At 71.6% G+C, this 22,666-nt stretch carries 24 protein-coding genes; 11 read left to right on the top strand and 13 right to left on the bottom strand.

The features are described from left to right. Positions 1–618: 618 nt before the first annotated feature. Positions 619–1,857 carry a tyrosine--tRNA ligase gene (tyrS, locus tag ACIA6A_RS32885; RefSeq protein WP_396102129.1) on the bottom strand — a complete coding sequence of 413 codons (1,239 nt, stop codon included), beginning with the start codon at positions 1,855–1,857 and terminating at the stop codon, positions 619–621. Between the two features lie 70 nt (positions 1,858–1,927). Here tyrS and ACIA6A_RS32890 point away from each other — a divergent pair, with 70 nt between their 5' ends. After that, complete coding sequence (locus ACIA6A_RS32890) at positions 1,928–2,656, top strand: polyphosphate kinase 2 family protein (RefSeq protein ID WP_396101868.1); 729 nt, start codon at positions 1,928–1,930, stop codon at positions 2,654–2,656. Here the strand turns inward: ACIA6A_RS32890 and ACIA6A_RS32895 are convergent. Beyond that, a complete protein-coding gene (locus tag ACIA6A_RS32895; RefSeq protein ID WP_396101869.1) occupies positions 2,599–3,459 on the bottom strand; it encodes a helix-turn-helix transcriptional regulator in 861 nt (286 codons plus the stop codon). The genes ACIA6A_RS32890 and ACIA6A_RS32895 overlap by 58 nt on opposite strands. Before the next feature lie 103 nt (positions 3,460–3,562). Here ACIA6A_RS32895 and ACIA6A_RS32900 point away from each other — a divergent pair, with 103 nt between their 5' ends. Beyond that, positions 3,563–4,480, top strand: coding sequence for an NAD(P)-dependent alcohol dehydrogenase (locus ACIA6A_RS32900; protein ID WP_396101870.1), 918 nt, complete (start codon positions 3,563–3,565; stop codon positions 4,478–4,480). Here the strand turns inward: ACIA6A_RS32900 and ACIA6A_RS32905 are convergent. The 3 genes from ACIA6A_RS32905 to ACIA6A_RS32915 all read right to left on the bottom strand — a co-directional run bounded on the left by ACIA6A_RS32905 (position 4,470) and on the right by ACIA6A_RS32915 (position 6,353). Beyond that, positions 4,470–5,111: an adenylate kinase family protein gene (locus tag ACIA6A_RS32905; protein ID WP_396101871.1), complete on the bottom strand. Its 642-nt coding sequence runs from the start codon at positions 5,109–5,111 to the stop codon at positions 4,470–4,472. The two genes, ACIA6A_RS32900 and ACIA6A_RS32905, sit on opposite strands and share 11 nt — an antisense overlap. A gap of 9 nt (positions 5,112–5,120) precedes the next feature. Next, the gene (locus tag ACIA6A_RS32910; protein ID WP_396101872.1) at positions 5,121–5,789 is read right to left on the bottom strand and encodes a hypothetical protein; all 669 of its coding nucleotides are present in this window, start codon (positions 5,787–5,789) and stop codon (positions 5,121–5,123) included. Between the two features lie 69 nt (positions 5,790–5,858). Continuing rightward, the gene (locus ACIA6A_RS32915) at positions 5,859–6,353 is read right to left on the bottom strand and encodes a type II toxin-antitoxin system PemK/MazF family toxin (protein ID WP_396101873.1); all 495 of its coding nucleotides are present in this window, start codon (positions 6,351–6,353) and stop codon (positions 5,859–5,861) included. A gap of 34 nt (positions 6,354–6,387) precedes the next feature. Between ACIA6A_RS32915 and ACIA6A_RS32920 the strand changes: the two genes are divergently transcribed. After that, positions 6,388–7,161 carry an endo alpha-1,4 polygalactosaminidase gene (locus ACIA6A_RS32920; RefSeq protein ID WP_396102130.1) on the top strand — a complete coding sequence of 258 codons (774 nt, stop codon included), beginning with the start codon at positions 6,388–6,390 and terminating at the stop codon, positions 7,159–7,161. Here ACIA6A_RS32920 and ACIA6A_RS32925 read toward each other — a convergent pair. The 3 genes from ACIA6A_RS32925 to ACIA6A_RS32935 are packed head-to-tail and all read right to left on the bottom strand — an operon-like array spanning position 7,158 to position 9,427. Further along, positions 7,158–8,357 (bottom strand): hypothetical protein, encoded by a 1,200-nt coding sequence (locus ACIA6A_RS32925; RefSeq protein WP_396101874.1) that lies wholly within the window; start codon positions 8,355–8,357, stop codon positions 7,158–7,160. The genes ACIA6A_RS32920 and ACIA6A_RS32925 overlap by 4 nt on opposite strands. A 7-nt stretch (positions 8,358–8,364) precedes the next feature. Further along, positions 8,365–8,556: a DUF397 domain-containing protein gene (locus ACIA6A_RS32930; protein ID WP_396101875.1), complete on the bottom strand. Its 192-nt coding sequence runs from the start codon at positions 8,554–8,556 to the stop codon at positions 8,365–8,367. Next, the gene (locus ACIA6A_RS32935; protein ID WP_396101876.1) at positions 8,549–9,427 is read right to left on the bottom strand and encodes a helix-turn-helix domain-containing protein; all 879 of its coding nucleotides are present in this window, start codon (positions 9,425–9,427) and stop codon (positions 8,549–8,551) included. The genes ACIA6A_RS32930 and ACIA6A_RS32935 overlap by 8 nt, the downstream gene beginning before the upstream one ends. Before the next feature lie 335 nt (positions 9,428–9,762). On the opposite strand from ACIA6A_RS32935, the gene ACIA6A_RS32940 reads away from it, so the two are divergent. From ACIA6A_RS32940 to ACIA6A_RS32960, 5 genes are all read left to right on the top strand, one after another. Continuing rightward, positions 9,763–10,002 (top strand): hypothetical protein, encoded by a 240-nt coding sequence (locus tag ACIA6A_RS32940; protein WP_396101877.1) that lies wholly within the window; start codon positions 9,763–9,765, stop codon positions 10,000–10,002. 225 nt (positions 10,003–10,227) lie between these two features. Next, positions 10,228–11,034 carry a CAP domain-containing protein gene (locus ACIA6A_RS32945; RefSeq protein WP_396102131.1) on the top strand — a complete coding sequence of 269 codons (807 nt, stop codon included), beginning with the start codon at positions 10,228–10,230 and terminating at the stop codon, positions 11,032–11,034. 182 nt (positions 11,035–11,216) lie between these two features. Beyond that, the gene (locus tag ACIA6A_RS32950) at positions 11,217–12,122 is read left to right on the top strand and encodes an acyl-CoA dehydrogenase (protein WP_396101878.1); all 906 of its coding nucleotides are present in this window, start codon (positions 11,217–11,219) and stop codon (positions 12,120–12,122) included. Further along, complete coding sequence (locus ACIA6A_RS32955) at positions 12,116–12,838, top strand: PIG-L deacetylase family protein (protein ID WP_396101879.1); 723 nt, start codon at positions 12,116–12,118, stop codon at positions 12,836–12,838. Before ACIA6A_RS32950 ends, ACIA6A_RS32955 begins: the two co-directional genes overlap by 7 nt. Next, complete coding sequence (locus tag ACIA6A_RS32960; RefSeq protein ID WP_396101880.1) at positions 12,835–13,443, top strand: SAM-dependent methyltransferase; 609 nt, start codon at positions 12,835–12,837, stop codon at positions 13,441–13,443. Before ACIA6A_RS32955 ends, ACIA6A_RS32960 begins: the two co-directional genes overlap by 4 nt. Positions 13,444–13,567: 124 nt before the next feature. Here the strand turns inward: ACIA6A_RS32960 and ACIA6A_RS32965 are convergent, their stop codons facing one another. From ACIA6A_RS32965 to ACIA6A_RS32975, 3 genes are read right to left on the bottom strand one after another with little or no spacing between them, the layout of a single operon-like run. Next, the gene (locus ACIA6A_RS32965; protein ID WP_396101881.1) at positions 13,568–14,092 is read right to left on the bottom strand and encodes a hypothetical protein; all 525 of its coding nucleotides are present in this window, start codon (positions 14,090–14,092) and stop codon (positions 13,568–13,570) included. 9 nt (positions 14,093–14,101) lie between these two features. Next, complete coding sequence (locus ACIA6A_RS32970; RefSeq protein ID WP_396101882.1) at positions 14,102–16,228, bottom strand: 2Fe-2S iron-sulfur cluster-binding protein; 2,127 nt, start codon at positions 16,226–16,228, stop codon at positions 14,102–14,104. Between the two features lie 13 nt (positions 16,229–16,241). Beyond that, positions 16,242–17,042, bottom strand: a complete 801-nt coding sequence (locus ACIA6A_RS32975) for a siderophore-interacting protein (RefSeq protein ID WP_396101883.1) — start codon at positions 17,040–17,042, stop codon at positions 16,242–16,244. A gap of 99 nt (positions 17,043–17,141) precedes the next feature. Here ACIA6A_RS32975 and ACIA6A_RS32980 point away from each other — a divergent pair, with 99 nt between their 5' ends. After that, on the top strand, positions 17,142–17,759 hold the full coding sequence (locus ACIA6A_RS32980) for a TetR/AcrR family transcriptional regulator (protein ID WP_396101884.1): 618 nt from the start codon (positions 17,142–17,144) through the stop codon (positions 17,757–17,759). On the opposite strand, the gene ACIA6A_RS32985 is transcribed toward ACIA6A_RS32980, so the two are convergent. Together ACIA6A_RS32985 and ACIA6A_RS32990 are read right to left on the bottom strand one after the other, a co-directional pair. Further along, positions 17,741–18,352, bottom strand: coding sequence for a DNA-3-methyladenine glycosylase (locus ACIA6A_RS32985; protein WP_396101885.1), 612 nt, complete (start codon positions 18,350–18,352; stop codon positions 17,741–17,743). The two genes, ACIA6A_RS32980 and ACIA6A_RS32985, sit on opposite strands and share 19 nt — an antisense overlap. Next, entirely contained in the window at positions 18,324–18,902 is a 579-nt protein-coding gene (locus ACIA6A_RS32990) for a GNAT family N-acetyltransferase (protein WP_396101886.1), read from the bottom strand. Before ACIA6A_RS32990 ends, ACIA6A_RS32985 begins: the two co-directional genes overlap by 29 nt. A gap of 78 nt (positions 18,903–18,980) precedes the next feature. On the opposite strand from ACIA6A_RS32990, the gene ACIA6A_RS32995 reads away from it, so the two are divergent. Both ACIA6A_RS32995 and ACIA6A_RS33000 read left to right on the top strand, forming a co-directional pair. Continuing rightward, positions 18,981–21,275 carry a putative bifunctional diguanylate cyclase/phosphodiesterase gene (locus ACIA6A_RS32995; RefSeq protein WP_396101887.1) on the top strand — a complete coding sequence of 765 codons (2,295 nt, stop codon included), beginning with the start codon at positions 18,981–18,983 and terminating at the stop codon, positions 21,273–21,275. Between the two features lie 84 nt (positions 21,276–21,359). Further along, entirely contained in the window at positions 21,360–22,664 is a 1,305-nt protein-coding gene (locus tag ACIA6A_RS33000; protein ID WP_396101888.1) for an extracellular solute-binding protein, read from the top strand. The last annotated feature ends 2 nt before the right edge of the window (positions 22,665–22,666 follow it).

Genomic DNA, 22,666 nt, shown 5'->3' on the forward strand with positions numbered 1-22,666 from the left:
GCTTATCTAGCACCCTGTTGAGTTCTCAAAGAACAACCACACACCACCAAACTTACCGCCTCACTCGGCGGCCCGTCCGCGGGGCACTCGTTCAACTTTACCCGCTTCGTTTCCCTGTTGCAAATCCGGTCTCAACCAGATCCACACCAACAATTCGAAGCAAGTTCCCCACGACTCAGTACCGGATCCGGAAACCGCACGCGGTCGAACCCGATGCTTTAAATCTTGGGGTTTGGCAGGCCGTCCGCTTCCGCGTCCGTTTCCCTGCCGGCTCGGAGAACACTACCCGGTTGGCCTCGCAGCTCCAAATCCGCCCCGTAGAGCGAAGAAGCGCACCACCCGATCCGGCGATCCAGCTGATTGATCAACTGGCTGCCGGGCTCTCCTGCCCTCGGTGCGGATCTTGCGATCCGCGCTCCAGGCAGGGAGAAAGTTACGGCGAAGCGGCCCGGCACGTCAAATCCGTGTGACAGGACGTGGGTCACATCCGGGGAAATCGGGTCTGAACTGGGAGTGAATGTCAGGTTCGGCAGATGGGCTGAGGTAGGGGCCGGCCCGCCCGAAGGGGGCACCAAAGAGACAGCGGAGATGGGGCGGGGCCGGTATCCCGGGGGTGGGTCAGAGGCGTTCGATGCCGGCGAAGGTTCGCTTGCCCTTGCGGAGGACCAGGAAGCGGCCCTGGAGCAGCGCCGTGTCCGGGATCGGGGACTCGGGATCGGTGATGCGTTCGTTGTTGAGGTAGGCGCCGCCCTCGTTGATGGTGCGGCGGGCGTCTCCCCCACTCTTCACGAGACCTGATTGCAGCAGGAGAGCTGCCGCGGACGGGAGCTCACCTCGTACCTGCGTCATTCCTGCCTCGGCCAGGGCGGCGCGCAACGTTTCCGCGGAGAGGTCTTCCAGGGAGCCTCGGCCGAACAGTGCCTGGCTTGCTGTCACGGCCTGGGTCGCCTCGTGTTCGCCGTGCACGAGCGCCGTGATCTCGAAGGCGAGTTCTTTCTGGGCGAGGCGGGCCTGGGGGCGTTCCTCGGTGGCTTTTTCGAGTTCTTCGATCTGCTCGCGGGTCTTGAAGCTGAAGTAGCGCAGGTACTTGGCCACGTCGCGGTCATCGGCGTTGACCCAGAACTGGTAGAACGCGTACGGGCTGGTCATGGCCGGGTCGAGCCAGACCGCGCCGCCCTCGCTCTTGCCGAATTTGGTGCCGTCGGCCTTGAGGACGAGCGGGGTGGTGAAGGCCTGGACCGGGCCGGCTCCGCGACGGCGGACGAAGTCGACGCCGGCGGTGATGTTGCCCCATTGGTCGGAGCCGCCGAACTGCAGGCTGCAGCCGTGCCGGGCGTGCAGTTCGTAGAAGTCGTTGGCCTGCAGGAGCTGGTAGCTGAATTCGGTGAAGCTGATGCCGGTCTCGAGGCGATTCTTGACCACGTCGCGGGCGAGCATCTTGTTGACCGGGAAATGCTTGCCGACGTCGCGGAGGAAGTCGATGACCGTGGCCGCGCCGGTCCAGTCGAGGTTGTTGACCAGGGTGGCCGCGTTCTCGCCCTCGTAGGTGACGAAGGGGGACAGCTGGTGACGGATCCGGTCGACGTAGCCGGCGGTGATGTCGGCGGTATTGAGGACGCGTTCGCTGGAGCGGCCGCTGGGGTCGCCGATCTGGCCGGTGGCTCCGCCGACGAGCAGCAGGGGCCGGTGGCCGGCGAGTTGCAGGCGGCGGGCGGTCAGCACCTGCATGAGGTGGCCGACGTGCAGGGAGGCGGCGGTGGGGTCGAAGCCCACGTAGTAGGTGATCGAGCCGCCGTCGAGGTGCTTGCGCAGTTCGTCGGGGTCGGTCGAGTCCTGGATCAGGCCGCGCCATTGCATGTCGTCAACGAGAGTCACATACCGATTGTCCTGCACACCGGCGTCGCCGACCAAGCGGGATACTGCTGGGATGAGTCGTCTGGGTTCCGCCGCTCCCCCTGTCGAGCTGTCGAAGAAGAAGGCCGTGGCCCGGCTGGAGGAGGCGCAGCAGCGGTTGCTCCGGCTGCGGTTGACGCTGGGTGGCCAGATCGGTGAGCAGAAGATCGGGCCGCCGTTGTGTGTGGTTTTCGAGGGGTGGGACGCCTCCGGCAAGGGTGGTGCAATCAAGCGGCTGGTGGCACCGCTGGATCCGCGCCATGTGCGGGTGTCGCAGTTCGCCGCGCCGACCTATGACGAGAAGCGGCACCATTTCCTGTGGCGTTTCTGGCCGAAGCTGCCGGGGTGGGGCGGGATGGCGGTGTTCGACCGGTCCTGGTACGGCCGGGTGCTGGTCGAGCGGGTCGAGGGTTTCGCCTCGCCGGAGCAGTGGGGCCGGGCTTACGAGGAGATCGTGGAGTTCGAGCGGACGCTGACCGACGAGGGCACGATCATGGTCAAGTTCTGGATGCACGTGTCGCCGGAGGAACAGCTGCGCCGGTTCGAGGACCGGGCCGGTGACCCCTTGCGGACGTGGAAGCTGACCGACGAGGACTGGCGCAACCGGGAGAAGCGCCCGGCCTACGAGGACGCGATCAAGGAGATGCTGAAGCGTACGGACCACGAGAAGGCACCGTGGCATGTCATCCCGGGTGACGACAAGCACTACTCCCGGCTGGCGGTCGTGGAGAAGGTCTGCGAGGCGATCGAGGCGAGGAGCTGAACGTCAGGGCTGCCCTCCGGCGCGGTCCACGCCACGATCATCGGCCCGGGGGTGACGCCGGGCAGCCGGTAGGCGTCCCAGTCGAGGTTGAGTTCGCCGGCGACCGGGTGCAGCAGCCGCATCCGCCCCCGGGTGGTCTCCTCGATGTCGTGCCGGCCCCACAACGTCCGGAATTCGACGCTGTGCACGGCGAGCGCGCCGACGAGTTCGACCGCGCGGGGATGTCCGGGGTCGGCCGCGACGGCGGTGCGCAGCATCGCGGTCATCTCACCGACGGTGGCGGCCCGGTCGGGGCAGGTCAGGTCCGCGCCGGGGGCCAGCAGCATCGCGAGCATGTTGCGCTGCGGGCGGGGCAGGGCGGTGAGGTCGCCGAACAGCGCGGCGCAGGGTTCGTTCCAGGCGATCAGGTCCAGGTACGCGCTGATCACCGCGGCCGGGCCGCTGATCGAGTGGAGCAGGCGCATGGTGGTGGGTGGCACCGTCCCGGGGCCGCGCTGCGGGGCGCGGCGGGTGGGTTTGCGGGCCGCGGCGGCGAGCGTGTGCAGGTGGCGGGTCTCCTCGGCGGAGAAGCGCAGGGCCCGGGCGAGCGCGTCGAGGACCTGCTCGGAGGGCCGGACGTCGCGGCCCTGTTCCATCCGCTGGTAGTAGTCGGAGCTCACGCCGGCGAGCAGGGCGAGTTCTTCGCGGCGCAGGCCGGCCACCCGGCGGCGGGGCCCGGGTTCGAGGCCGACGTCGGCCGGGCTCAGGCGGGTGCGCCGGGCTTTGAGGAATTCCGCGAGGTCGCGCCGGGGGTCGTCGGCCATGGCGGCCATTATGCGCCGGGGCCGCGGCCCGAGGGTGGGTCCGGTTGTCCCAGGAAAACCGGGCCGACCATGATCTCCACCGGGAGCGCCAGGATCAGCCGCCATGAAGGCCACACAGATTTTTTCGTACGGTGCCCCGGACGTTCTGCGGATCAGCGAGGTCGACGTCTCGGTACCCGGTCCGGGTGAGGTCCTGGTGCGGGTCGGGGCGTCGAGTGTGAACGGGCATGACGCGCTGGTCCGGGCCGGAGCCGTGAAGATCGTCTCGGGGCGGAAGTTCCCAATCGGTGTCGGTCTGGACTTCGCGGGCGTGGTGGCCGGCACGGACGAGCCGGTCTGGGGTCTGGTCCACCCGCGGGAGAAGCACGTGCTGGCCGGCTGCGCGGAGTACGTGGTCGTGCCCGCGGACCGGATCGGTGCCATGCCGCCGGGGGTCTCCGCGGCGCAGGCGGCGGCGCTCGTCGTGCCCGGCGTCACCGCGGTGCAGGCTCTGCGCGACGCCACCGGCCTGGCCGCCGGGGAGAGTGTCCTGGTCCGGGGCGCGGCCGGTGGGGTGGGGGCCGCGGTGGTCCAGCTGGCGCACGCGTTCGGGGCCCGGGTGACCGCGCTTGCCCGCACCGGGCAGCAGGAGGCGCTGACGGAGCTGGGCGCTGAGCGGGTCCTCGACTACCGCACGACCACCGCCGGGCAGCTCGGGCACTTCGATGTCGTGGTCGACACCGTCGGCACCGACCTGGCCCGGTACCGGCGCCTGCTGGGCTCGGGCGGCCGGATGGTCACCGTGGGGCTGTCCGGTGGGGCCATCGCCGCGATCGCCGCGTCCACCGTGCACGGGTCACGCCGGATCCGTACGTTCAGCGCGAACCCGGGCACGCAGCGCCTGGACGAGGTCGCCGCACTGGTGGGTGCGGGCTCGCTGCGCCCGGTGATCGCCGAGGTCCATCCGCTGGACGACGTCGCCCAGGCGCACCGCGCGTTCGAGAAGGGCGGCGTGCTGGGCCGTCAGGTCGTCACGATGTAGGCAGGTGCAGGGCCTTGCGGATCTCCTTCTGGACCTCGTCGGCGGAGGCACGCGCGTCGATGTCGTACACGACTTCCTTACGGCGGAACAGCTCGAGGACCGGCCGGGTCTTCTCGTGGTAGTCGCGCAGCCGGGCGGCGAGGGCCTCGGGGGTGTCGTCCTCGCGGACGACGAGCTGGGTGCCGCAGATGTCGCAGCGGCCCTCCTGCTCGGGCCGGTCGGCGATGAGGTTGTAGTCCATGCCGCAGCCGGGGCAGAGCCGGCGGCTGAGCACGCGGCGGCGGACCTCGGCGTCGGGGAGCTCGAGGTGCACGACACCGTCGATGTCGTAGCTCTCCATGAAGAACTCCGCCTGGCGGCCGTTGCGGGGGAAGCCGTCGATGATGAAGCCGAAATTCCAGTCGTGCTGGTCGAGGCGCTGCCGCACGACGGATTCGACGAGGTCGTCGCCGACGAGTTCACCGGCCTTCATGGTGCGGCGCACCTGGGCACCGAGTTTGGTGTGGTTCTGCACGTGCCAGCGGAAGATGTCACCGACGCTGATGTGCACGAGGCCGAGGTCGGCGCAGAGCAGTTCGCTCTGGGTGCCCTTGCCGCTGCCCTGCACACCCATGATCACGTATTTGCGCACGGCGCCGGCCTAACCCGCGGCACCGATGCGCAGCGGGCCCGGCGCCGGGTGCCCGTCGAGCCGGGTCGGGTCGAGGCTCCACGCGTCGGCGACCTGGAGCACGTCGTGCTCCGAGACCAGCACGCTCACCTCGTCGTCGTCCTCGGACTCGGAGGCGAGCAGTTCGGCCAGCTCGGCGTCGAACGCGTCGATGGACTCGGCCGGCTCCTGCTCCTCGGGGCGGGTGATGCCGGCCGGGAGGCCGACCGCGCGTTCGGCCACGTCCGGGTCACCGAACCAGGACGTGACGTCACCGGTCTGACCCACGTACCCGAATGCTCTGATCAGGGTGCCGTCCGCGGCGCGCTGCCAGCGGTGCAGCTCGGTGACCCGGTGGGTCTCGAAGAGCTGGACCTCGGTGCGCAGCTGCTTGGACAGCGCGGTGACGTCGACGACGACGTCGGGGCGTTGCAGGAACCGGCCGGCCGCGAGCACCCAGGTCTCACCGCGGGCGCCGGCCAGCGGCGGGGTGATGGCGACCCGGTCGTCGCTGAGGTGGGCCATGTCGATGCCCTCGCGCCAGGGTGTCTCCCCGAGGTCGCGCAGGCCCAGGGCCTCGAGCACCTCGGCGGGGTTCCCGTCGCGGATCGCCAGCCAGGCCTGCTTGCCGCCGAAACCGACCATTCTGTCCATATCCATGCCTGCCACGGTAGTGGTCAACCGTTCCCCGGCCGCGCTTATGCCCGGCCGGGGACGGCGGACGGGAGCTCAGTTCCAGCCGTAGTCGCGCCGCAGGACGCCGGCGACCTCGGTGAAACGGTTCTGGTCGAGGATCGCGCCCTCGCGGCGGATGCCGTCCTCGTCGATCTCGAGGACCCGGTCGAGGCGCACCCAGCTGGGGCGCTTCTCGCGGTCCCAGGCGCCGGGGCCGAGGCCGAACCAGTTGTGCTGGCCGTCGCGGTCGCTCTGGCTGGAGAGCATCAGGCCGAGCAGGGTACGGCCGTCGCGGCCGACCACCAGCACGGGACGGTCCTTGCCCTGGTTCGGGTCGTCCTCGTACTGCACGTAGGTCCACACGATCTCGCCCGGGTCGGCGTCGCCGTCGAGGTTCGGCGAGTACTCGACGTGCCGGCCGCGGCTCTGGGTGGGGACGTGGCCCGGGGCCTTGCGGGCCGGGGGCGCGGGGTTCGAGACGCCCAGCGGGCCCGGGGCAGGGCGGCGGCCGGTGACGGCCCGCGCGATGCTCTGGAGGAGTTTTCTCACGCCGCGCACTGTACTGCCGATGGATCACGCCGTGATGATCCGTCTTGGGCTGGTGCTGCTCGTGCTGCTGGGCTACGCCACACCCGCGCAGGCGGCGGCGGGCTGGTGGCGGCCGAAGGCGTCGGCGGCGACCCGCTGGCAGATCCAGTTCACCGGCCCGATCGACCTGACGGTCCCGGTCACGGTCTTCGACCTGGACGGCGACGGTACGACCGCGGCCCAGGTGGCTCGGCTGCACCAGCGCGGCGTCAAGGCGATCTGTTACGTCAGCGCCGGATCGTACGAGGACTGGAGGGCCGACGCGAAGAGGTTCCCGGCGGCGGTCCTCGGTGCCGATCTGGACGGCTGGCCCGGCGAGAAGTGGCTCGACGTGCGCCGCTGGGACGTGCTCGGCCCGATCATGCGGGCCCGGTTCCAGAGCTGCCGGGCGAAGGGCTTCGACGCGGTCGACCCGGACAACATGGACGGGTACGCAAACAAGAACGGGGTCGGGCTCACCGCCGCCGACCAGCTCACGTACAACCGGCGGATCGCCGCTCTCGCCCACGGCCTCGGTCTCGCCGTGGGGCTCAAGAACGACCTGGACCAGATCCCGGCGCTCGTCGGCGCGTTCGATTTCGCGGTCAACGAGCAGTGCGCGTACTTCCACGAGTGCGACCTGCTCAAGCCGTTCGTGACCCGGGGCAAGCCGGTGTTCCAGATCGAGTACGAGGTCGCGCCGGCCACGTTCTGCCCCGCGTCGAGGAAGCTCGGCTTCGCCGCCGTCCTCAAGAAGCAGGACCTGGGCGCGTACCGGCGCGCCTGCTAGTCGGCGGGCCGGTAGGCGACCTCGGGGCTCAGCAACGCGGTCCAGTCCGGCCGCCACTGGGGGCCGCGGGCGTCGATCTCGGCCCGGAGGTTGCCGCGCCACGGGCCCATCCCGCCGGTCGCCGCCCACCACGGGGGCCAGGAGTCGTAGCGACGCTCGATCGTGAACCCGCCGGAGGTCGTCTCCACGTGCAGGAACAGCCATCGCCCGTACGTGTCGTCGGCCTCCGCCGCGCGCAGGCGCCGGACCAGGTCGCTGAGCTCGCGGAAGATGCCGAAGCTGCCCTCGCCCGGCTTCTCCCGGGGCGGGTGGTCGCCGTGGTGCGCGGCGAGGCTGTTCTCGTCCGCGTAGACCAGCAGGGAGCAGCGCCCGTCGGCGCCCGGGGCCCGCGAGCGCAGCCAGGTCACCAGCGCGCCGAGCTCCCCGGTGGTGACCGGGGCCGGGCGGGCGCGCTCGTCGGCCCGCCGCATCGCCGCCCAGACGAGCTGGTCGTGCTCGGTGTCGCTGAGTTTGCGGACCGTGCGCCGGCCCGGGCGGGTGCCGGCGTTCAGCACCGGGACCGGGTCACCGGTCAGGCCGCCCCGGGCCGCGACGGCCAGGCCCCGGCGCGGGTCCACGACGGGTCCGGTGAGCCGCCCGAACAGGTCGCGGAGCTCGTCCGGACCGGTCCCGGCCAGCAACCGGGCCGCCGCCGAGGCCACCTGCTCACGCTCGTGCGGGGTGTCGACGTCGTGCTCACCCCACTCGAAGACGAAACTCGCGAGCTCGGCGAGCGTGGCCCGCGCGTCGAGGACCGGTCCGGCGGTCGGCTGCAGACCGTCGTCCAGGCCGTCCGGGTACGCGACCCGGTGCCAGCGCCCGTCCTCGTGCCACAGCACGTAGCCGAGCTGGTCGTCGCCGGCGTGGTCCAGCAGCACGGTCCAGGGCAGCCACGGGGGCGCCCCGGCGAGCAGGTCCAGCGGCGGGGTGGCGTGGGCGGTCGCGCTGTACTCGTGGTCGTAGCCGTAGAGCACGGCGCGCCCGCCCTCGACGAGGTCGAGATGGGCCCAGTTGCCGCCACCGTCGTCGTGGTGCGCACCACCGCCGTCCGGCAGCGACCAGGTGTCGTCGAACCCGATCGTGGTGAGCGCGGCGGCAATGGTCACCCACCGGTGCCACAGCTCGGCGGGATCGGGCAGCTCGACGGTGACGGTCACCCCGTGACTATTGCTCCTTCAGCGTCTCGATGAAGGAGCGCCACGCCTCACGGGGGAAGACGAGCGCGGGTCCCTCCGGGTTCTTGCTGTCGCGCATGGCGACCACTCCCGGGAGATTCGCCGCGACCTCGACACAGTCGCCGCCGTTGCTGCCACTGCGGGTGCTCTTGTGCCACCGGGCACCGGTCAGGTCAGCCATCGCTCTCCTTGATGATCGCGCCGATCAGGTCTTCCGACGCACGCTGGTCGAGTGCCACGTTACCCAGCTCGCGCCAAACCTCACTGTAAGTCTCCACTTCGTGGCGCTTGTCCAGGTAGAGGGCTCCTGTCAGATTTTCGGAGTAGATCGTGGTCGGTTCCGGTGCGGCGGCCCCCACGGTGGGGAAGTCGAGGATGGTGAACGAACCGGCGCTCGACGCGGTGTGCGGGCCGGCCGCGAACGGGATGACCCGGACCCCGACGCCGGGGCGCTGCGAGATGTTGACCAGGTGGGCGAGTTGTTTCTGCATGCCGAGCGTGTCGGCGATGGTGCGGCGCAGCACGCCCTCGTCGACGATCACCTCGAGGACCGGCGGGAGCGGGCTGTGCCGGCGCAGCAGTTCCTGGCGCTCCAGGCGCACGGCGACCGCGTTCTGCACCCCGGCCTCGTCGAGGCCGGCGCGTTTACGGAAGACCCACTCGGCGTACTCGCGGTTCTGCAGCAGGCCCGGAATGACGCTCGGCGCGTACAGTCTGAGCCGCTCAGCGGCGGTTTCCATGCCGACGTACAACTCGAACCAGCCGGGCACGGCGTCGCCGTAGGCGTGCCACCAGCCCTTGGCCTTGGACTCGCGGGCCAGGCCGACGAGCACCTCGGTGATCTGATCGTTGGCGCCGTAGAAAGCGCACATCGCGAGGACGTCGTGCTTGCGCAGCGACACCTCCCCGTTCTCGATCCGGTACATCCGGGCCCGGGAGAATTCCAGCTCCTCGGCGGCGGCCATGAGGGAGATGCCGGCGCGTTCCCGGAGCTGTTTCATCAGCCGGCCGGCCTGTCGCCTCGGCACCGTGGAGCCGGTTTCGGTGCTCACGAGGACCTCCAATGTCGGAAAGTTTGCAGTTGTTACGAACGAGACGACCGGATCGTCTCGAGCGAGACAGCGAGAATCTGATCTCGGGAATCTCGCTGTCATCCATTGAAGCCTGAGACTAGGTCAAGCACCCTCCTCTGTGTAGTCCCCACATTGCCGAACGTGATCATGGGGGACGGGGAAGGGATGGCGATGACTCAGGGACATGTGCCGGTCCGGCGGGCGCTACGGCGTACCCGCTGCTTCTGCGGTCTGAGCTGGCCCTGCCCGGACCGCGACCGGCACGGGCAACCCCTGCCCGACGGTGACGCCGTGCCGCACGCCGGGAGCCGCTGATGCTGCTGCCGCGGACCGAGCACCTCGCGGCCCGCCCGTCCTGGGACTGCCTGGTCTGCGAATGCCCCTGGCCCTGCGTGAACGCCAAGGAGGAGCTGATGAAGCAGTACGACCGCTACCCGGCGAACCTGGCGATCTACATGGCCTCGACGATGTACGACGCGGTGGAGGACCTCACCGCGACCGGCGCCCCCACCCCCGCCGACCTGTACGAACGCTTCCTGTCCTGGGTGCCCTGAAGCGTGAGCGCCAGGCCGGCTGCCCTCCTTAGCCCCGGATCCTGCTGATCGCGGTGCCGGAGGGCAACCGGTCTTATGTCTTCGTGAGTCGATCCTTAAGGGCTCCTGAGGTGGGCCCCGGGCGGCGCGACCAGCCCGCATAGTCGGTGGGCGCCGTGCCGAGCGACGCCGTGCCCTCGTCCGGGTGCGTCCCGCGTCACATCCGAGGTGAACCGCTCCGTGTCCATGACCGCCGCCCGCCAATTCCGGTACACGCTCGCGGCCGGCGCCACCGCCGTCGTGATCGGGGTGGGATTCACGGTCGTGGGATTCAACCGCAGCGGATCCGACGCGGCCGACCGGGCCTCGGCCAACGCGCCGCTGGAGGCGCAGCCGACCATCGACCTCGACACCGGGACCGGCCCCGACCTGCTGCTGGACGACACCGCGGCGTCAGCGGCGCCGTCCGCACCGGCCTCGTCGCCGGCGTCGGTCTCCCCGTCGACGCCGGCGACGACGAAACCCACACCGAAGGCCACGAAGTCGCCCAGTAAGAAGGCGACCCCCAAGCCGACACCCTCGAAGACGTCGAGGACACCGACGGCCGCCGCCGCCGAGGTCCCCGACACCAGCGGCTCGGTCCTCGACCGGGTACTCGCGCACATCAACGCGGCCCGCGCCGACGAGGGGCTCGCCGCGTACACGCTCGACGAGGACCTCTCCAAGGCCGCCGCGCTGCACAACCAGCTGATGATCGACGGCTGCGGGCTCTCCCACCAGTGCTCCGGCGAGGGCGGCATCGGCGACCGGTTCAGCGCCCAGGGCGTCACCTGGAGCTCGGCCGGCGAGAACATCGGCTTCGGCTCGGCAGGCTCCAGCGACGCGGAACACGTCAAGGCCGCCGACGGGCTCACCGACAGCATGCTGGCCGAGGTCCCGCCGGAGGACGGCCACCGCAAGAACCTGCTCAGCAAAGCCTTCAAGCGCATCGGCCTCAGCGTCGTCCGCGACGACAAGGGCATCGTCTGGATGACCCAGGACTTCGTCGGATGATGCGCCCGGGTGGTTCCCGCCGGCACCGGCCCCGCCTGCTGGAGTTCGGGCCGACCCGCCCGTCCGGTCCCACCCGGCCCGGCGGCTGCTGCGGCCCGGTCAAACGACGCCTGCCCCGCGGACCCCGCCGCCCCGCGAACTGACGCCGGATTGAGCCGCCGGTCGAGGGGTACTCGATCGGCGTGCCGCCATCGGAGCTCGACAACCTGCCCCTTCCCGGCCACGGCGCCACCGCCGAACGGTTCCGCCGGCTCGCCGCGATCGCCCGCCGCGACCTCGTCGACGCCCGGCTCGCCGAGGGCCACGCCGACGCCGTCGCCATCCGCGCCGAACTCGGCGACCGGACCCAGGACCAGCCGGGCGCACGCTGGGGCGTCTGGGCGGCGGCGCCCTCCTCGGTACGCGCCGGGCACAGCGCTCACGGCTGGACGCTGACCGGCGACCGCCCCTGGAGCTCCGGTGCCGCCTGGTGCACCGACGCCCTGGTCACCGCCGACACCGGGGACGGCATCCGGCTCTTCGCCGTCCGCAACGAGGCACCGCACGCCACCGCACTCGACGGGACCTGGCCGGCGATCGGGATGGCCGGCAGCGACAGCCGCACCGTACGCTTCGCCGCCGCCCCCGCCCGGCCCGTCGGCGGACCCGGCGCCTACGTCGACCGGCCCGGGTTCTGGCACGGCGGCATCGGCGTCGCCGCCTGCTGGTACGGCGGCGCCCTCGGCGTCGCCGACACCCTGCGCACCGCCGGCCCGACGCTCGGCCCGCACGGCCTCGCCCACCTCGGCGCCGTCGACGTGGCCCTCGGCGCCGCCGGCGCCGTCCTCGCGGAGGCCGCCGCACGGATCGACGCCGACCCGCGCGCCGACGCCGAGCACCTGGCCGTGCGGGTCCGCGCCACCGTCGAACGCACCGCCACCGAGGTCGTCGACCGGGTCGGCCGGGCGCTCGGCGCCGGCCCGCTGTGCCGCGACGGCGAGCATGCCCGGCGCGTCGCCGACCTCACCGTGTACCTGCGCCAGAGCCACGCCGAGTCCGACCTGGAACACCTCGGGCGCCTGCTCGTGAAGGAGGAGACCCCATGGTGATGGCGATCGACGGCCGGGGCACCACGGAAGCCGACTGGACCGGCTGGGGTGCGATGGCGCACTGGCCCGGCCTGCCGCTCGACCCGCCCGGCCCGCCGCTGGTGGTGGCCCCGCACCCGGACGACGAGATCCTCGGCGTCGCCGGGCTCATGGCCACCCTCGGCGCCGCCGACCTGGTCGCGGTCACCGATGGCGAGGCCTCGCACCCCGGCTCGACCGTGCACACCCGCGCCGAGCTGGCCCGGATCCGCCGGGCCGAGACCACCGACGCGCTGTCCCGCCTCGGCCTCGGCTCGTCGGCGGTGCACCGGCTCGCCCAGCCCGACGGCGGCATCGACGAGGACGCGGTCACCGAGGCGCTCACCGGCCTGCTGACCCCCGGCCGCTGGTGCCTGGCGACCTGGCGCGAGGACGGGCACCCCGACCACGAGACGGTCGGCCGGGCCGCCGCGCGGGCCTGCGCGGCCACCGGGGCACGGCTGCTCGAATACCCGATCTGGACCTGGCACTGGGCCGCCCCGGCCGACCCGCTCGTGCCCTGGCACCGCGCCCACCGCATCGACCTGTCACCGGCGGCCCGGGCGGCCAAGGCGGCCGCCATCGCCGCGTTCCCCAGCCAGATCGCCGCCCTCGGCCCGGCCGAGGCGGACGCCGCCATCCTCCCGCCGCACGTCCTCGCCCGTTTCGCCCGACCCTTCGAGGTGGTTTTCGCATGACGACACCGATCACCTACTTCGAGCGCATGTACGCCGACAGCGCCGACCCGTGGAACTTCGAGTCCCGTTGGTACGACGCCCGCAAACACGCCCTGACCGTGGCGGCGCTGCCGCGGCGCCGGTACGCGTCGGCGTTCGAGCCGGGCTGCTCCACCGGCATGCTCACCGCCCGCCTGGCCGAGCGCTGCGACCACCTGCTGGCCGTGGACGCCGTCGAGGCCGCGGTCGCCACCGCCACGGAGCGCACCGCGCGGCTACCCGGCGTCGAGGTGCGCCGGGCGAGCATGCCGCAGGACTGGCCCGACGGCACGTTCGACCTCGTGGTGCTCTCCGAACTCGGCTACTACTTCGACGACGCCGACCTCGGTGTGCTGCTCGGCCGCCTGCCCCGCGCGCTGACACCCGACGGCGACCTGATCGCCGTGCACTGGCGGTGGCCGGTCGGCGAACACGCCCGCAGCGGCGACCGGGTCCACGAGGCGCTGGCCGCCACCCCCGGGCTCACCCGCACCGCCCGCCACGAGGAGGACGACTTCCTGCTGGAGGTCTTCTCGAAATCCCCGCCCCCGGCGCTGTCCGTCGCCCAGCGCGAGGGCCTGGTCTGAGTAAAGCCCGGGGTGGGCATCGCGGGACCCGACGCCCACCCCGGTGTCTCCCGGTGGTTCCCCACCGAGAGATACGAACATAGCGGGCATCGAAGTTCAGCTCTGCGTGGGTGGTGTTTCGCACTCAGGCCGGACGGCGCTGCACCGTGCGCCGCGTGACGGCCGCACCCCGGCCCGCCGGACGGCGCTCACGCAGCAGACTCGACGCCGCCAGCGCGGTGCCACCGGTCCCGACACCACCGAGCACACCGAGGGTGATGCGCTGCTCATGGCGTACCTGCCGGTCCTGCGCGACGGCGTCACCGGGCGGCACGTTCTCACTCAAGCCGGCGAACGCGCTGATCCCCGCCACCCAGAACGCGAGCAGGACGGCACCGGCCAGCACGAGACCCCATCGGGGCAGATCGACGGGCGGCGACCAGACCGTACGGATGAACCAGCTCTGTGGCCGGCGCCCCCGCAACGCACGCCGGTTGGTCAGGATGCCCGCGGTGAAGCCGGGCAGCACCAGCGCGGCGGCGACGGTGACCGCCGGCCCCGTCGCGATCACCGTGTCGCCCCGCAGCAGCGTGGCGATGAGCACGCCGCACCATCCGACGCCGGCCAGGCACAGCACGTCCAGCAGCAGCAACAACCGTCGAGACATCACGGCCGGACGCTATCGCGCGCCCGGCCCGCCGGACCCCGCTTTCGGTGAATCGAGCTCGACCACGACCTCGGTGCGCGGCTGCGCGACACAGGCCAGGATGAACCCCCGGTCGCGGTCGGCCCGGCTCAGGCAGTTCGGCTCGGCCATCGTCACCTCGCCGGCGCGCAGGCGGATCCGGCACTCGCCGCAACTGCCGACCGTGCAGGAGTACGGCAGGGGCAGCGCCGCCTCGAGACCCGCGTCCAGCAGCGTCTGCCCCGCGGCGACGGTGACCGTGCCGAGGTCACCGACGGTCATCTTCTGCTCCACGCCGGCACCGGCTCGGGCCGGCAGGCTGCCGAACGTCTCCTCGTGGCGGCGCTCGGCGGGCACCCCGATCTCGTCGAGGACCGCGTTCACCCCGGCCAGCATGCCCGCCGGGCCACAGCTGTAGAAGTGCGCGCCGGCGCCGGGCGCCAGCTCGGCCAGCACCCCGCCGACGGTCTCCGGATCGAGGCGCCCACGCCGGCCACCCCACTGCGGGCCCGGCCGGGAGAGCACGTGATGGACGCTCAGCCGGGTGGGATGCGCCCGGGCCAGGTCGGCGAGCGCGGCGGAGAAGATGATGCCCGCCTCGGTCCGGTTGCCGTAGAGCAGCGTGATCCGGGTGTCCTGGGCACCGGCGAGCACCGACCGGATGATGCTCATCATCGGGGTGATGCCGCTGCCGGCCGCCAGCAGCACCAGTTCCCGGTACGGCCGGTCGACGTGGAACGAGCCGGAGGGGCCGAGGATCCGCAGGTCGTCGCCCGGCCGGACGACGTCGCGCACGTGGGCGGAGGCGTATCCGTCAGTCGTACGCTTGATCGTGAGGGTGACGCGCGTCGATCCCGGCGCGGACGACGCCGAGTACGCCCGCCGGACGGTTCGGCCGCCGATGTCCAGCACGAGGGTGAAGAACTGGCCCGGCAGGAAGTCGAACACCGATCCCTCGACGTCCTCGAGCACGAGCGTGGTCGCCTCGGCGGTCTCACGGACGACCTCGGCCACCCGGACCGCCCGCCCCGGCGCGGGCGGCACCGGCGGGCTCTCCCCGTACCCCTCGCTCAGCAGCTGCTTGCTGAACATCGAGCCCATCAGCGGGCGGGTCAGCCGCGGATACCGGCTGAGGCCACGGGCGATCAGCCGCACCAGCCGGCCCTTCCACCCCCGCGACATGTTCGAGGCGAGATGGACCGCGGCCAGGGCGTTCAGATCGGGCACGGCGTCCAGGTCGACGTGCCGGGTCCGGTCCCACACCTGCGCCGACTCGACGGCCACGCTCGGCGCGACGGTCGCCTCCACGACGGTGAGGACCATGGCCGCGTGCGGGACCTGCGCCCCGACCGCCATCGTGGCCAGCAGCTCCGGATCGTCGGTGAGTCGCGCCGTCCCGCTGAGCCGCAGCACCTCCAGGCGCCCGGGCACCAGCGCGACGAGCGACAGGCGGTCGTCGGTGAGCAGATTGTGGAACGTGTCGGCCCGCTTGTTGCCGCGCCGGTCGGGCACCACCAGGGTCCGGCCGTCGAGAACCTTCAGGAAGCCGGGGTTGTCACCGCGCGGGCTGCTGTCGCTGTCGCCGCCCGCGTCCTGGGAGGAGACGACCAGGAACGGCGTGGCCGCCAGGAAAGCCGCGACCCGGGGATCGGCGAGCGGCCCGTCCCCGGCACGGGCGCCACCGGCCGGCGCCGGGCGGGGCGCCGCCCAGAGTCCGGAACGGCCCACCGCCCGGGCGCAGTGCACGTAGGCCTGCTCCACAGCGACGACGAGCCGGCCGGCCGCGACCGTCCCGGTCCCGTTGATCCGCAGCACCTCACGGACGCCGGGCAGCAGGAACACGAACGACACCCCGCCGCCGGCGACGGGTTCCGGCTCGCCCGCCGGCAGCGGCAGCGAGATCCGCCGCGGCGACTCGACCTCGGCGAACCCGGCCCGGCCGCCGGCCACCGTGGTGCGCTGGCGGCCCTCGGCGTCGCGATAGCCCAGGCCGGCCAGCGGGGCGGCGGCCAGCACCCGCCGGCACCCGTCGTCGAGCGCGTCGATCTGCTTGCGCATCACCGCGTCGACCGGCCGGCCGATGATCGCCTCGATGTCGGCGACCGTGGAGAGTTGTTGCATGGGTCCGCTCCCTTCAGCCCGGCGAGGAAAGGCCGAGGCGCCAGTAACCGATGAACGAGATGTCCCGCTTGGGCACCCCGCGCTCGCCCGTCAGATGCCGCCGGACCGAGGTGGCCAGCCGGGACTCGCCCGCGACCCACGTGTAGAAGCGGCCGGACGGCAGCGTCGCGCCGCGTACGGCGTCCAGCGCCAGGGTGCCGGGCCGCACGTCCCGGTCGTCACGGCTGAACCAGTGGACGCGGACACCGTCGGGCGCCCCGGTCTCACGGACATCGGCGGCGGCCGCCACCTCCACATAGACGTCGGTGCTGAGCCCGGCCGGCCGGCCGTCAAGGATCGACGCGATGGCGGGCAGCGCGGTCTCGTCCCCGATCAGCACCTGGTGGCGTACGTCCGGCGGCAACCGGTACACGCTGCCGGTGTCGAAGATCCCGGCCGGGCTGCCCGGCACGGCCCGGTGCACCCAGGACGACATGGGCGAGTCCCCGTGCACCGCGAACTCGATGTCGATCTCGCCGGCCGCGGGGCGCACCCGCCGGATCGTCAGGTTGCGGACCCACGGGCGCACCGACCGCGGCATCACCAGCAGCTGGGCCATCCACGCCTCGTTCGCGATCGTGGGCATCCGCAGCGTGGCCTGTTCCTCGCGCGGGAAGAACAGCCGCACCGCCTGGTCCCCGCCGGTGACGGTCAGGTCCCGCACGCCCGGGCCGCCGAGCGTGACACTGGCGAAACCCGGTGAGAGGACTTCCCGGCGACGCACCTCCAGCGTGATCATCGTGCGCGGCCCGGACCGGTACACCTTGGGGATCATGATTCGACCCCAGCTTTGTTTTCGCAGCTCACCGCACTATTGTGAATAAAAGCTCAGCTATTTGGCTACTCGCTTTCCCGGACCCGTAGGAGACCGCCGATGCCGCCGGCCGACCGCCGCCTCGACCCACGTCGCACGCCCCGTCAGGTGCGCGCCGAGCTCACCCGCGAGCGCATCCTCGCCGCGGCTGCTCACATTTTCGCCGAGCACGGCTACGCCGCCGGCACCACCAACCGCATCGCCGAACGCGCGCGCATCTCGATCGGCTCGCTGTACCAGTACTACCCGAACAAGGACGCCATCCTCGCCGCGCTGCTCGTGCGACACATCGACCGCGGCACGTGGACCCAGGCCGACCAGCTCGAGCTCTCCCCCGGCAGCCTCGAGGCGACGGTCCGCGCCCTGGTCCGCAACGCGATCGACAACCACGACGACGACCCGCAGCTGCTCCGGATCATGATCGAGGAGGCACCGTTCTCCCAGGAACTGATCGCCACGATCGACCGGCACGAGAAGGCCCGGGTCGCCCAGTTGCGCGACCTGCTCGCCCGGCACCCGGACGTGGGCGTGCGTGACCTCGACACCGCCGCCGGGCTGATCACGTTCACCGTGGAGACCAACGCGCACCGGCTCATGGCCGGCCCCCGGGCCGTGGCGATCGAGACGTTCGAGAACGAACTCGTCGACATGGTCACCCGCTACCTGCGGGGCGTATGACGCCGGTACGTACTCACGGTCGGGTCGTCCTTGATCCAGAAGCGCCAGGGCACGTCGAGGGCGGAGGTGACGCCCACCCGCGGACCGGCCTCGATCGGGGCCACCGGGCCGTCGGGCGGGGTCAGCGTCGCCGGTCCGGAGCCGTCGAGCACGCTGGTGTCGTTGGCCGCGCGGTTCAGGGCGAGGACCTGCATCAGTTTCGCCGGGCCGGCGGCCAGGTCGGTGTCCTTGCGGGCGCCGCGCCGCTCCCGGGCGACCGCGATGCCGTCGACGACCGCACCGGCACGCAACAGCACGGCCGCCGCGATGCCCTCCTCGCCGCAGACCACGTTCGCGCAGAAATGCATGCCGTAGATCTGGTAGACGTACAGCATCCCGGCCGGGCCGAACATGACCTCGTTACGGTTGGTCATCCCCCGGTGCGCGTGGCTGGCCGGATCCATGCCGAGCCCGCTGTACGCCTCGACCTCGGTCAGCCGGACCGTGACCCCGTTCGCGGTGAGCCGCCACCCGAGCAACAGCCGGGCCGCCTCGTCGACACGATCAGCCGGCAACTCCTGCCACTCATACCTCACCCGGCAAGCCAAGCACATCGGCCGGTTCCGCCGACGCCCACGTCTCCCGGGTCATCTCGTACTCGACCTCGCCCTGGTCGGTTCCCGGCAGCGGGTCGTCGAAGGTGGGGAAGAACGTGCGGATGTGACGCAGGCCGAGTTTCGCCATGACGGCGCGGGAACCGGTGTTGACGGTCATGGTCCGGGCGATCACCCGGTCGAGGCCGACCGTATCGAAGGCGTGGCGGAGCAGCATGAGCGAGGCCTCGGTGGCGTAACCCTGGCGCCAGTGCCGGCGCGGGATGCGGTAGCCCAGCTCCGCGACCCCGGGCTCGTCGGTGGGCGGCAGCATCATCAGCGCCACGAAGTCGTCGCCGTCGAAGCCGGCCCAGTAGCCGAGGCCGTCCACCCGGCCCGCGGACGCCAGCCGGCGCCCGTGCGAGACCACCACCTCGTCGCGGGAGCGGGCCCGCCCGAACAGAAACCGCAGCACCTCGGGATCGGCGTCGAGCTCCACCTGCGCCTCGAGATGGTGCTCCGCGAGCGCCACCAACGTCAGGCGGCCGGTACGCAGAATCGGCTTAGGCATCCCGGAACAGTCACACAGCGCAACCGTCCACGCCAGGGATTTACTCAGGTCCGTACCGCTCGCACCGATCTTCGGGCCATGCCGGTACGCCAGCGTCTGCCCCTGATCGCGGGTGCCGTGCTGCTCGCGTACAGCTGTGTCCGGTTCGTGACGGGGTTCTTCGTGGTCTTCACCGCCCCGGTCCTGGGGTGGGTGCCGTTGCCGATCATGGCGCTGCTGGCCGCGTACGGATGCTGGGTCACCAGTCGCCGCGCCGGGCTGGACGGCCCCACCCGGCAGTTCTGGGGCCGGCTCGCGATCTGTTGCGTCCTGCTGACCGCGGCTGTCGCCACGCACGCGTTCGACGTCCTGCGGGCGCCGGTAGCCTCGCAGCGGATCGGGCCGGTCACCGCCGGGCTGTACCTGACGATCCTGGGGTACGCGGTGTGGGCGCTGTTCCGGTTGCCGGCCTGGCGGCGCACCCGGTCCGAGTGGGTCCGGTTCTCCCTCGACACCAGCGTCATCGTGATCACGACCGGGATCCTGATCTGGCACTTCTCGCTGAGCCGGGCCGCGCAGTGGACCGAGCAGACCGGGTCCGTGCTGCCGGTGCTGGCCATCGCGATGATCGCGTCGGTGTCGGTGATCGCGTTCACGAAGGTGGCATTCGCCGGGGCGGGACGCCTCGACCGGCGCTCGATGCACCTGCTGTCGTTCGGGACCGCGATGGCGACCGCCGGTAGCGCGCTGATGCCGTTCCTGGCGTCACGGCCGCAGCTCAACACCGCGTTCCTGGCCGTGCCGATCGCCACGTTCTGCGCGCAGCTGTCCGCGCACCGGCAGGCGAAACGGGCCGAGCCGGACGAGGCGCGACCGGTGCCGCGGCGGTTCAGTGTCGTGCCGTACCTGGCGGTCGCCGGGATGGACGCCATGCTGCTCGGCACCGATCTGACCGGATCGGCGGAGGGACGGCTGATCGCGGCCGGCACGGTGGCGATCACGACGCTGGTGGTGCTGCGGCAGATCGCGACGCTGCGGGAGAACAACCGGCTGCTGGGCACCGTCGACGCGAACCTGCGCCAGCTGCGCGACTACCAGGCCCAGCTCGCCCATCAGGTACGCCACGACACGCTCACCGAGATCGCCAACCGGGCCAACTTCGAGGAGCAGGTGACCGCCCGGCTCGCCGGCGAGGAGGAGTTCCTCGTGGTGCTGCTCGACCTCGACGACTTCAAGGTGGTCAACGACCGGCTCGGACACGGCACCGGCGACGCGCTGCTCAAGGCGGTCAGCCGGCGGCTGCACGACCGGCTGCGCGCCGAGGACACCGTCGCGCGGCTCGGCGGTGACGAGTTCACCCTGCTGCTGCCGGACCTCACCGGTGACGAGGCCGCGACGATCCTGCGCCGGCTGGTCCGCGACGTGCAGCAGCCGGTGCTGGTCGACGGCCACGAGATGGCACCGCGGATCAGCATCGGCGTGACCGCGAGCATGCCCGGTGACACCCCGGGTGAGCTGCTGCGCCGCGCGGACGTGGCGATGTACGCGGCCAAGAACGCCGGTGGCGGCCGGTGGGCGTGGTTCGACCCGGCGATGGACCAGCTCGCCGACCACGACAACCGGCTCTCCACCGACCTGCGCCAGGCGGTGGCCCGGGGCGAGCTGCGGGTGCTGTACCAGCCCATCGTGGAACTGCCGGACGGCAACATCGCCGGGGTGGAGGCGCTGCTGCGGTGGCGGCATCCCGTACACGGCGAGGTCTCCCCCGCGGTGTTCATCCCGCTCGCCGAACGCAACGGCTCGATCATCGAGATCGGCCGGTGGGTGTTCCAGCAGGTGGTGGACCAGACCGCGGCGTGGCAGCTCGAGTACGGCGACGCCGCCCCGGGCCGGGTCAGCGTCAACGTCTCGGCCCGTCAGCTGCAGGAGCCCAGCTTCGTCGCCGAGGTCGCCGCCGCGGTCGCCCTGGCCGGGGTGGACCCGGCCGGACTGCTCGCCGAGGTCACCGAGACCGCCGTGCTCGGCACCGGCGCCGCGCTCGACGCCGTCCGCGGCCTCAACGCGCTCGGCATGCGGGTCGCCCTCGACGATTTCGGCACCGGTCAGTCGTCGCTGAGCCTGCTCGTGGACTGCCCGGTCGACGTGCTCAAGGTCGACAAGTCGTTCGTGGACGGGGTGACCAGCGCCAGCCCGCAGGCGGTCATCGTGGAGAGCCTCATCGGGATCACCACCGGGCTGCGGATCCAGGCCGTCGCGGAGGGCGTCGAGACCGCCGACCAGGCCCACCGGCTGCACCAGGCCGGCTACCGGTACGCGCAGGGATTCCACTTCGCCCGGCCGATGAGCGGCGCCGACGTCGGCAAACTCCTGCGCCCGGGACCGGTGCCGGCTTGATCGTTCTCCGATGGCGTCCGGCCCTTCTCGTCTGACGAAGAACCAGCTCTGGACCCGCGTACCCATCGATAGCAGGGTCGACCCATGGCCCTCACCCGACGCGCACTGCTGGGCGGCACCGCCGCAGCGGCGGCACTCGGGCTGGCCGGGTGCAGTGGTCTGACACCCGGCCTCGACCCGGGTGGCACGCTCAATTTCTGGAACCTCTTCGGCGGCGGCGACGGCCTCCGCCTCACTCAGATGCTCGACGCCTACCGCGCCGCGAACCCCGCCGTCGAACTGGACGCGGTCACGCTCGCGTGGGGCAATCCGTACTACACGAAGCTGTCGCTGGCGACGCTCGGCGACAAACCACCGAACGTGGCGGTCTCCCACCTCACCCGGGCCAAGACGCTGGTCAGCGCCGGGCTGGTCGAGGAGCTCAGACCGGAGGACCTGGCCCGGCACGGCATGGACGCGGCGAACTTCACCGCCCGGCCGTGGGAGGCCGGACTCGTCGGCGGGAAGGCCTATGCCATCCCGATCGACACCCACCCGTTCGTCATGTTCTACAACACCGACATCTGCGCCGAGGCCGGACTGCTCGACGCCGCCGGGGCCCTGATCCCGCTGGACTCCCCGGAGAAGTTCACCGAGGCCATGCAGAAGGCCAAGGACGTCACGAAGGCGTACGGCGGGGTCGTCGCGATCGACAACGACGTCGCGTCCCCCTGGCGGATCTACCAGTCGCTGTACTCGCAACTGGGCGGCGAGACGCTCGCCGACGAGGGCACCAGGGTGACGATCGACGACGCCAAGGCGACCCAGGTGCTGACGTTCCTGCAAGGCCTCACCAGCGCCGGGCTGATGCCGGGCAGCATCGACTACCAGGGTGCGATCGCACTGTTCGCCAACGGCCAGTCCGGGTTCTACTTCCAGGGCGAGTGGGAGATCTCCACGTTCCAGACCGCGAAGATGCCGTTCTCGATGACGTCGTTCCCGAACGTCTTCGGCGGCGGCACGTACGCGGTCCAGGCCGACTCGCACACCCTGGTCATCCCCAAGCAGCCGGACCGCGACCAGGCGAGCCTCGACCGGTCGCTGGCGTTCATCCGCTTCCTGCTCGACCAGAGCAAGACGTGGGCCGAGGGCGGGCACGTCCCGGCGTGGAAGCCGTTCCTCGACAGCGCCGAGTACCGGGCGATGACCCCGCAGTCCAACTACGCGGCCGCCGCCGAGGGCGCCGTGTACGACCCGGACGGCTGGTACTCCGGCTCCGGATCCAACTTCGAGATCGTCACCAGCGCGGCGATCGGCAGCGTGCTCGCCGGCCGGCAGGCGCCCGCCGCCGCGGTCGCGCAGATGCGTTCCGACCTCACCAGCCTGGCCAAGACCGCTTCGCCGGTATAGAA

The organism is Actinoplanes sp. NPDC051494, from assembly GCF_044454705.1.
Classification (GTDB): Bacteria; Actinomycetota; Actinomycetes; order Mycobacteriales; family Micromonosporaceae; genus Actinoplanes.

Coding starts and splice junctions, on each gene's coding strand:
- tyrS (WP_396102129.1), bottom strand. CDS start 1,857: ATGCAATGGCGCGGCCTGATCCAGGACTCGACCGACCCCGACGAACTG.
- ACIA6A_RS32890 (WP_396101868.1), top strand. CDS start 1,928: ATGAGTCGTCTGGGTTCCGCCGCTCCCCCTGTCGAGCTGTCGAAGAAG.
- ACIA6A_RS32895 (WP_396101869.1), bottom strand. CDS start 3,459: ATGGCCGACGACCCCCGGCGCGACCTCGCGGAATTCCTCAAAGCCCGG.
- ACIA6A_RS32900 (WP_396101870.1), top strand. CDS start 3,563: ATGAAGGCCACACAGATTTTTTCGTACGGTGCCCCGGACGTTCTGCGG.
- ACIA6A_RS32910 (WP_396101872.1), bottom strand. CDS start 5,789: ATGGATATGGACAGAATGGTCGGTTTCGGCGGCAAGCAGGCCTGGCTG.
- ACIA6A_RS32920 (WP_396102130.1), top strand. CDS start 6,388: ATGATCCGTCTTGGGCTGGTGCTGCTCGTGCTGCTGGGCTACGCCACA.
- ACIA6A_RS32930 (WP_396101875.1), bottom strand. CDS start 8,556: ATGGCTGACCTGACCGGTGCCCGGTGGCACAAGAGCACCCGCAGTGGC.
- ACIA6A_RS32940 (WP_396101877.1), top strand. CDS start 9,763: ATGCTGCTGCCGCGGACCGAGCACCTCGCGGCCCGCCCGTCCTGGGAC.
- ACIA6A_RS32945 (WP_396102131.1), top strand. CDS start 10,228: ATGACCGCCGCCCGCCAATTCCGGTACACGCTCGCGGCCGGCGCCACC.
- ACIA6A_RS32955 (WP_396101879.1), top strand. CDS start 12,116: ATGGTGATGGCGATCGACGGCCGGGGCACCACGGAAGCCGACTGGACC.
- ACIA6A_RS32960 (WP_396101880.1), top strand. CDS start 12,835: ATGACGACACCGATCACCTACTTCGAGCGCATGTACGCCGACAGCGCC.
- ACIA6A_RS32970 (WP_396101882.1), bottom strand. CDS start 16,228: ATGCAACAACTCTCCACGGTCGCCGACATCGAGGCGATCATCGGCCGG.
- ACIA6A_RS32975 (WP_396101883.1), bottom strand. CDS start 17,042: ATGATCCCCAAGGTGTACCGGTCCGGGCCGCGCACGATGATCACGCTG.
- ACIA6A_RS32980 (WP_396101884.1), top strand. CDS start 17,142: ATGCCGCCGGCCGACCGCCGCCTCGACCCACGTCGCACGCCCCGTCAG.
- ACIA6A_RS32985 (WP_396101885.1), bottom strand. CDS start 18,352: ATGTGCTTGGCTTGCCGGGTGAGGTATGAGTGGCAGGAGTTGCCGGCT.
- ACIA6A_RS32990 (WP_396101886.1), bottom strand. CDS start 18,902: ATGCCTAAGCCGATTCTGCGTACCGGCCGCCTGACGTTGGTGGCGCTC.
- ACIA6A_RS32995 (WP_396101887.1), top strand. CDS start 18,981: ATGCCGGTACGCCAGCGTCTGCCCCTGATCGCGGGTGCCGTGCTGCTC.
- ACIA6A_RS33000 (WP_396101888.1), top strand. CDS start 21,360: ATGGCCCTCACCCGACGCGCACTGCTGGGCGGCACCGCCGCAGCGGCG.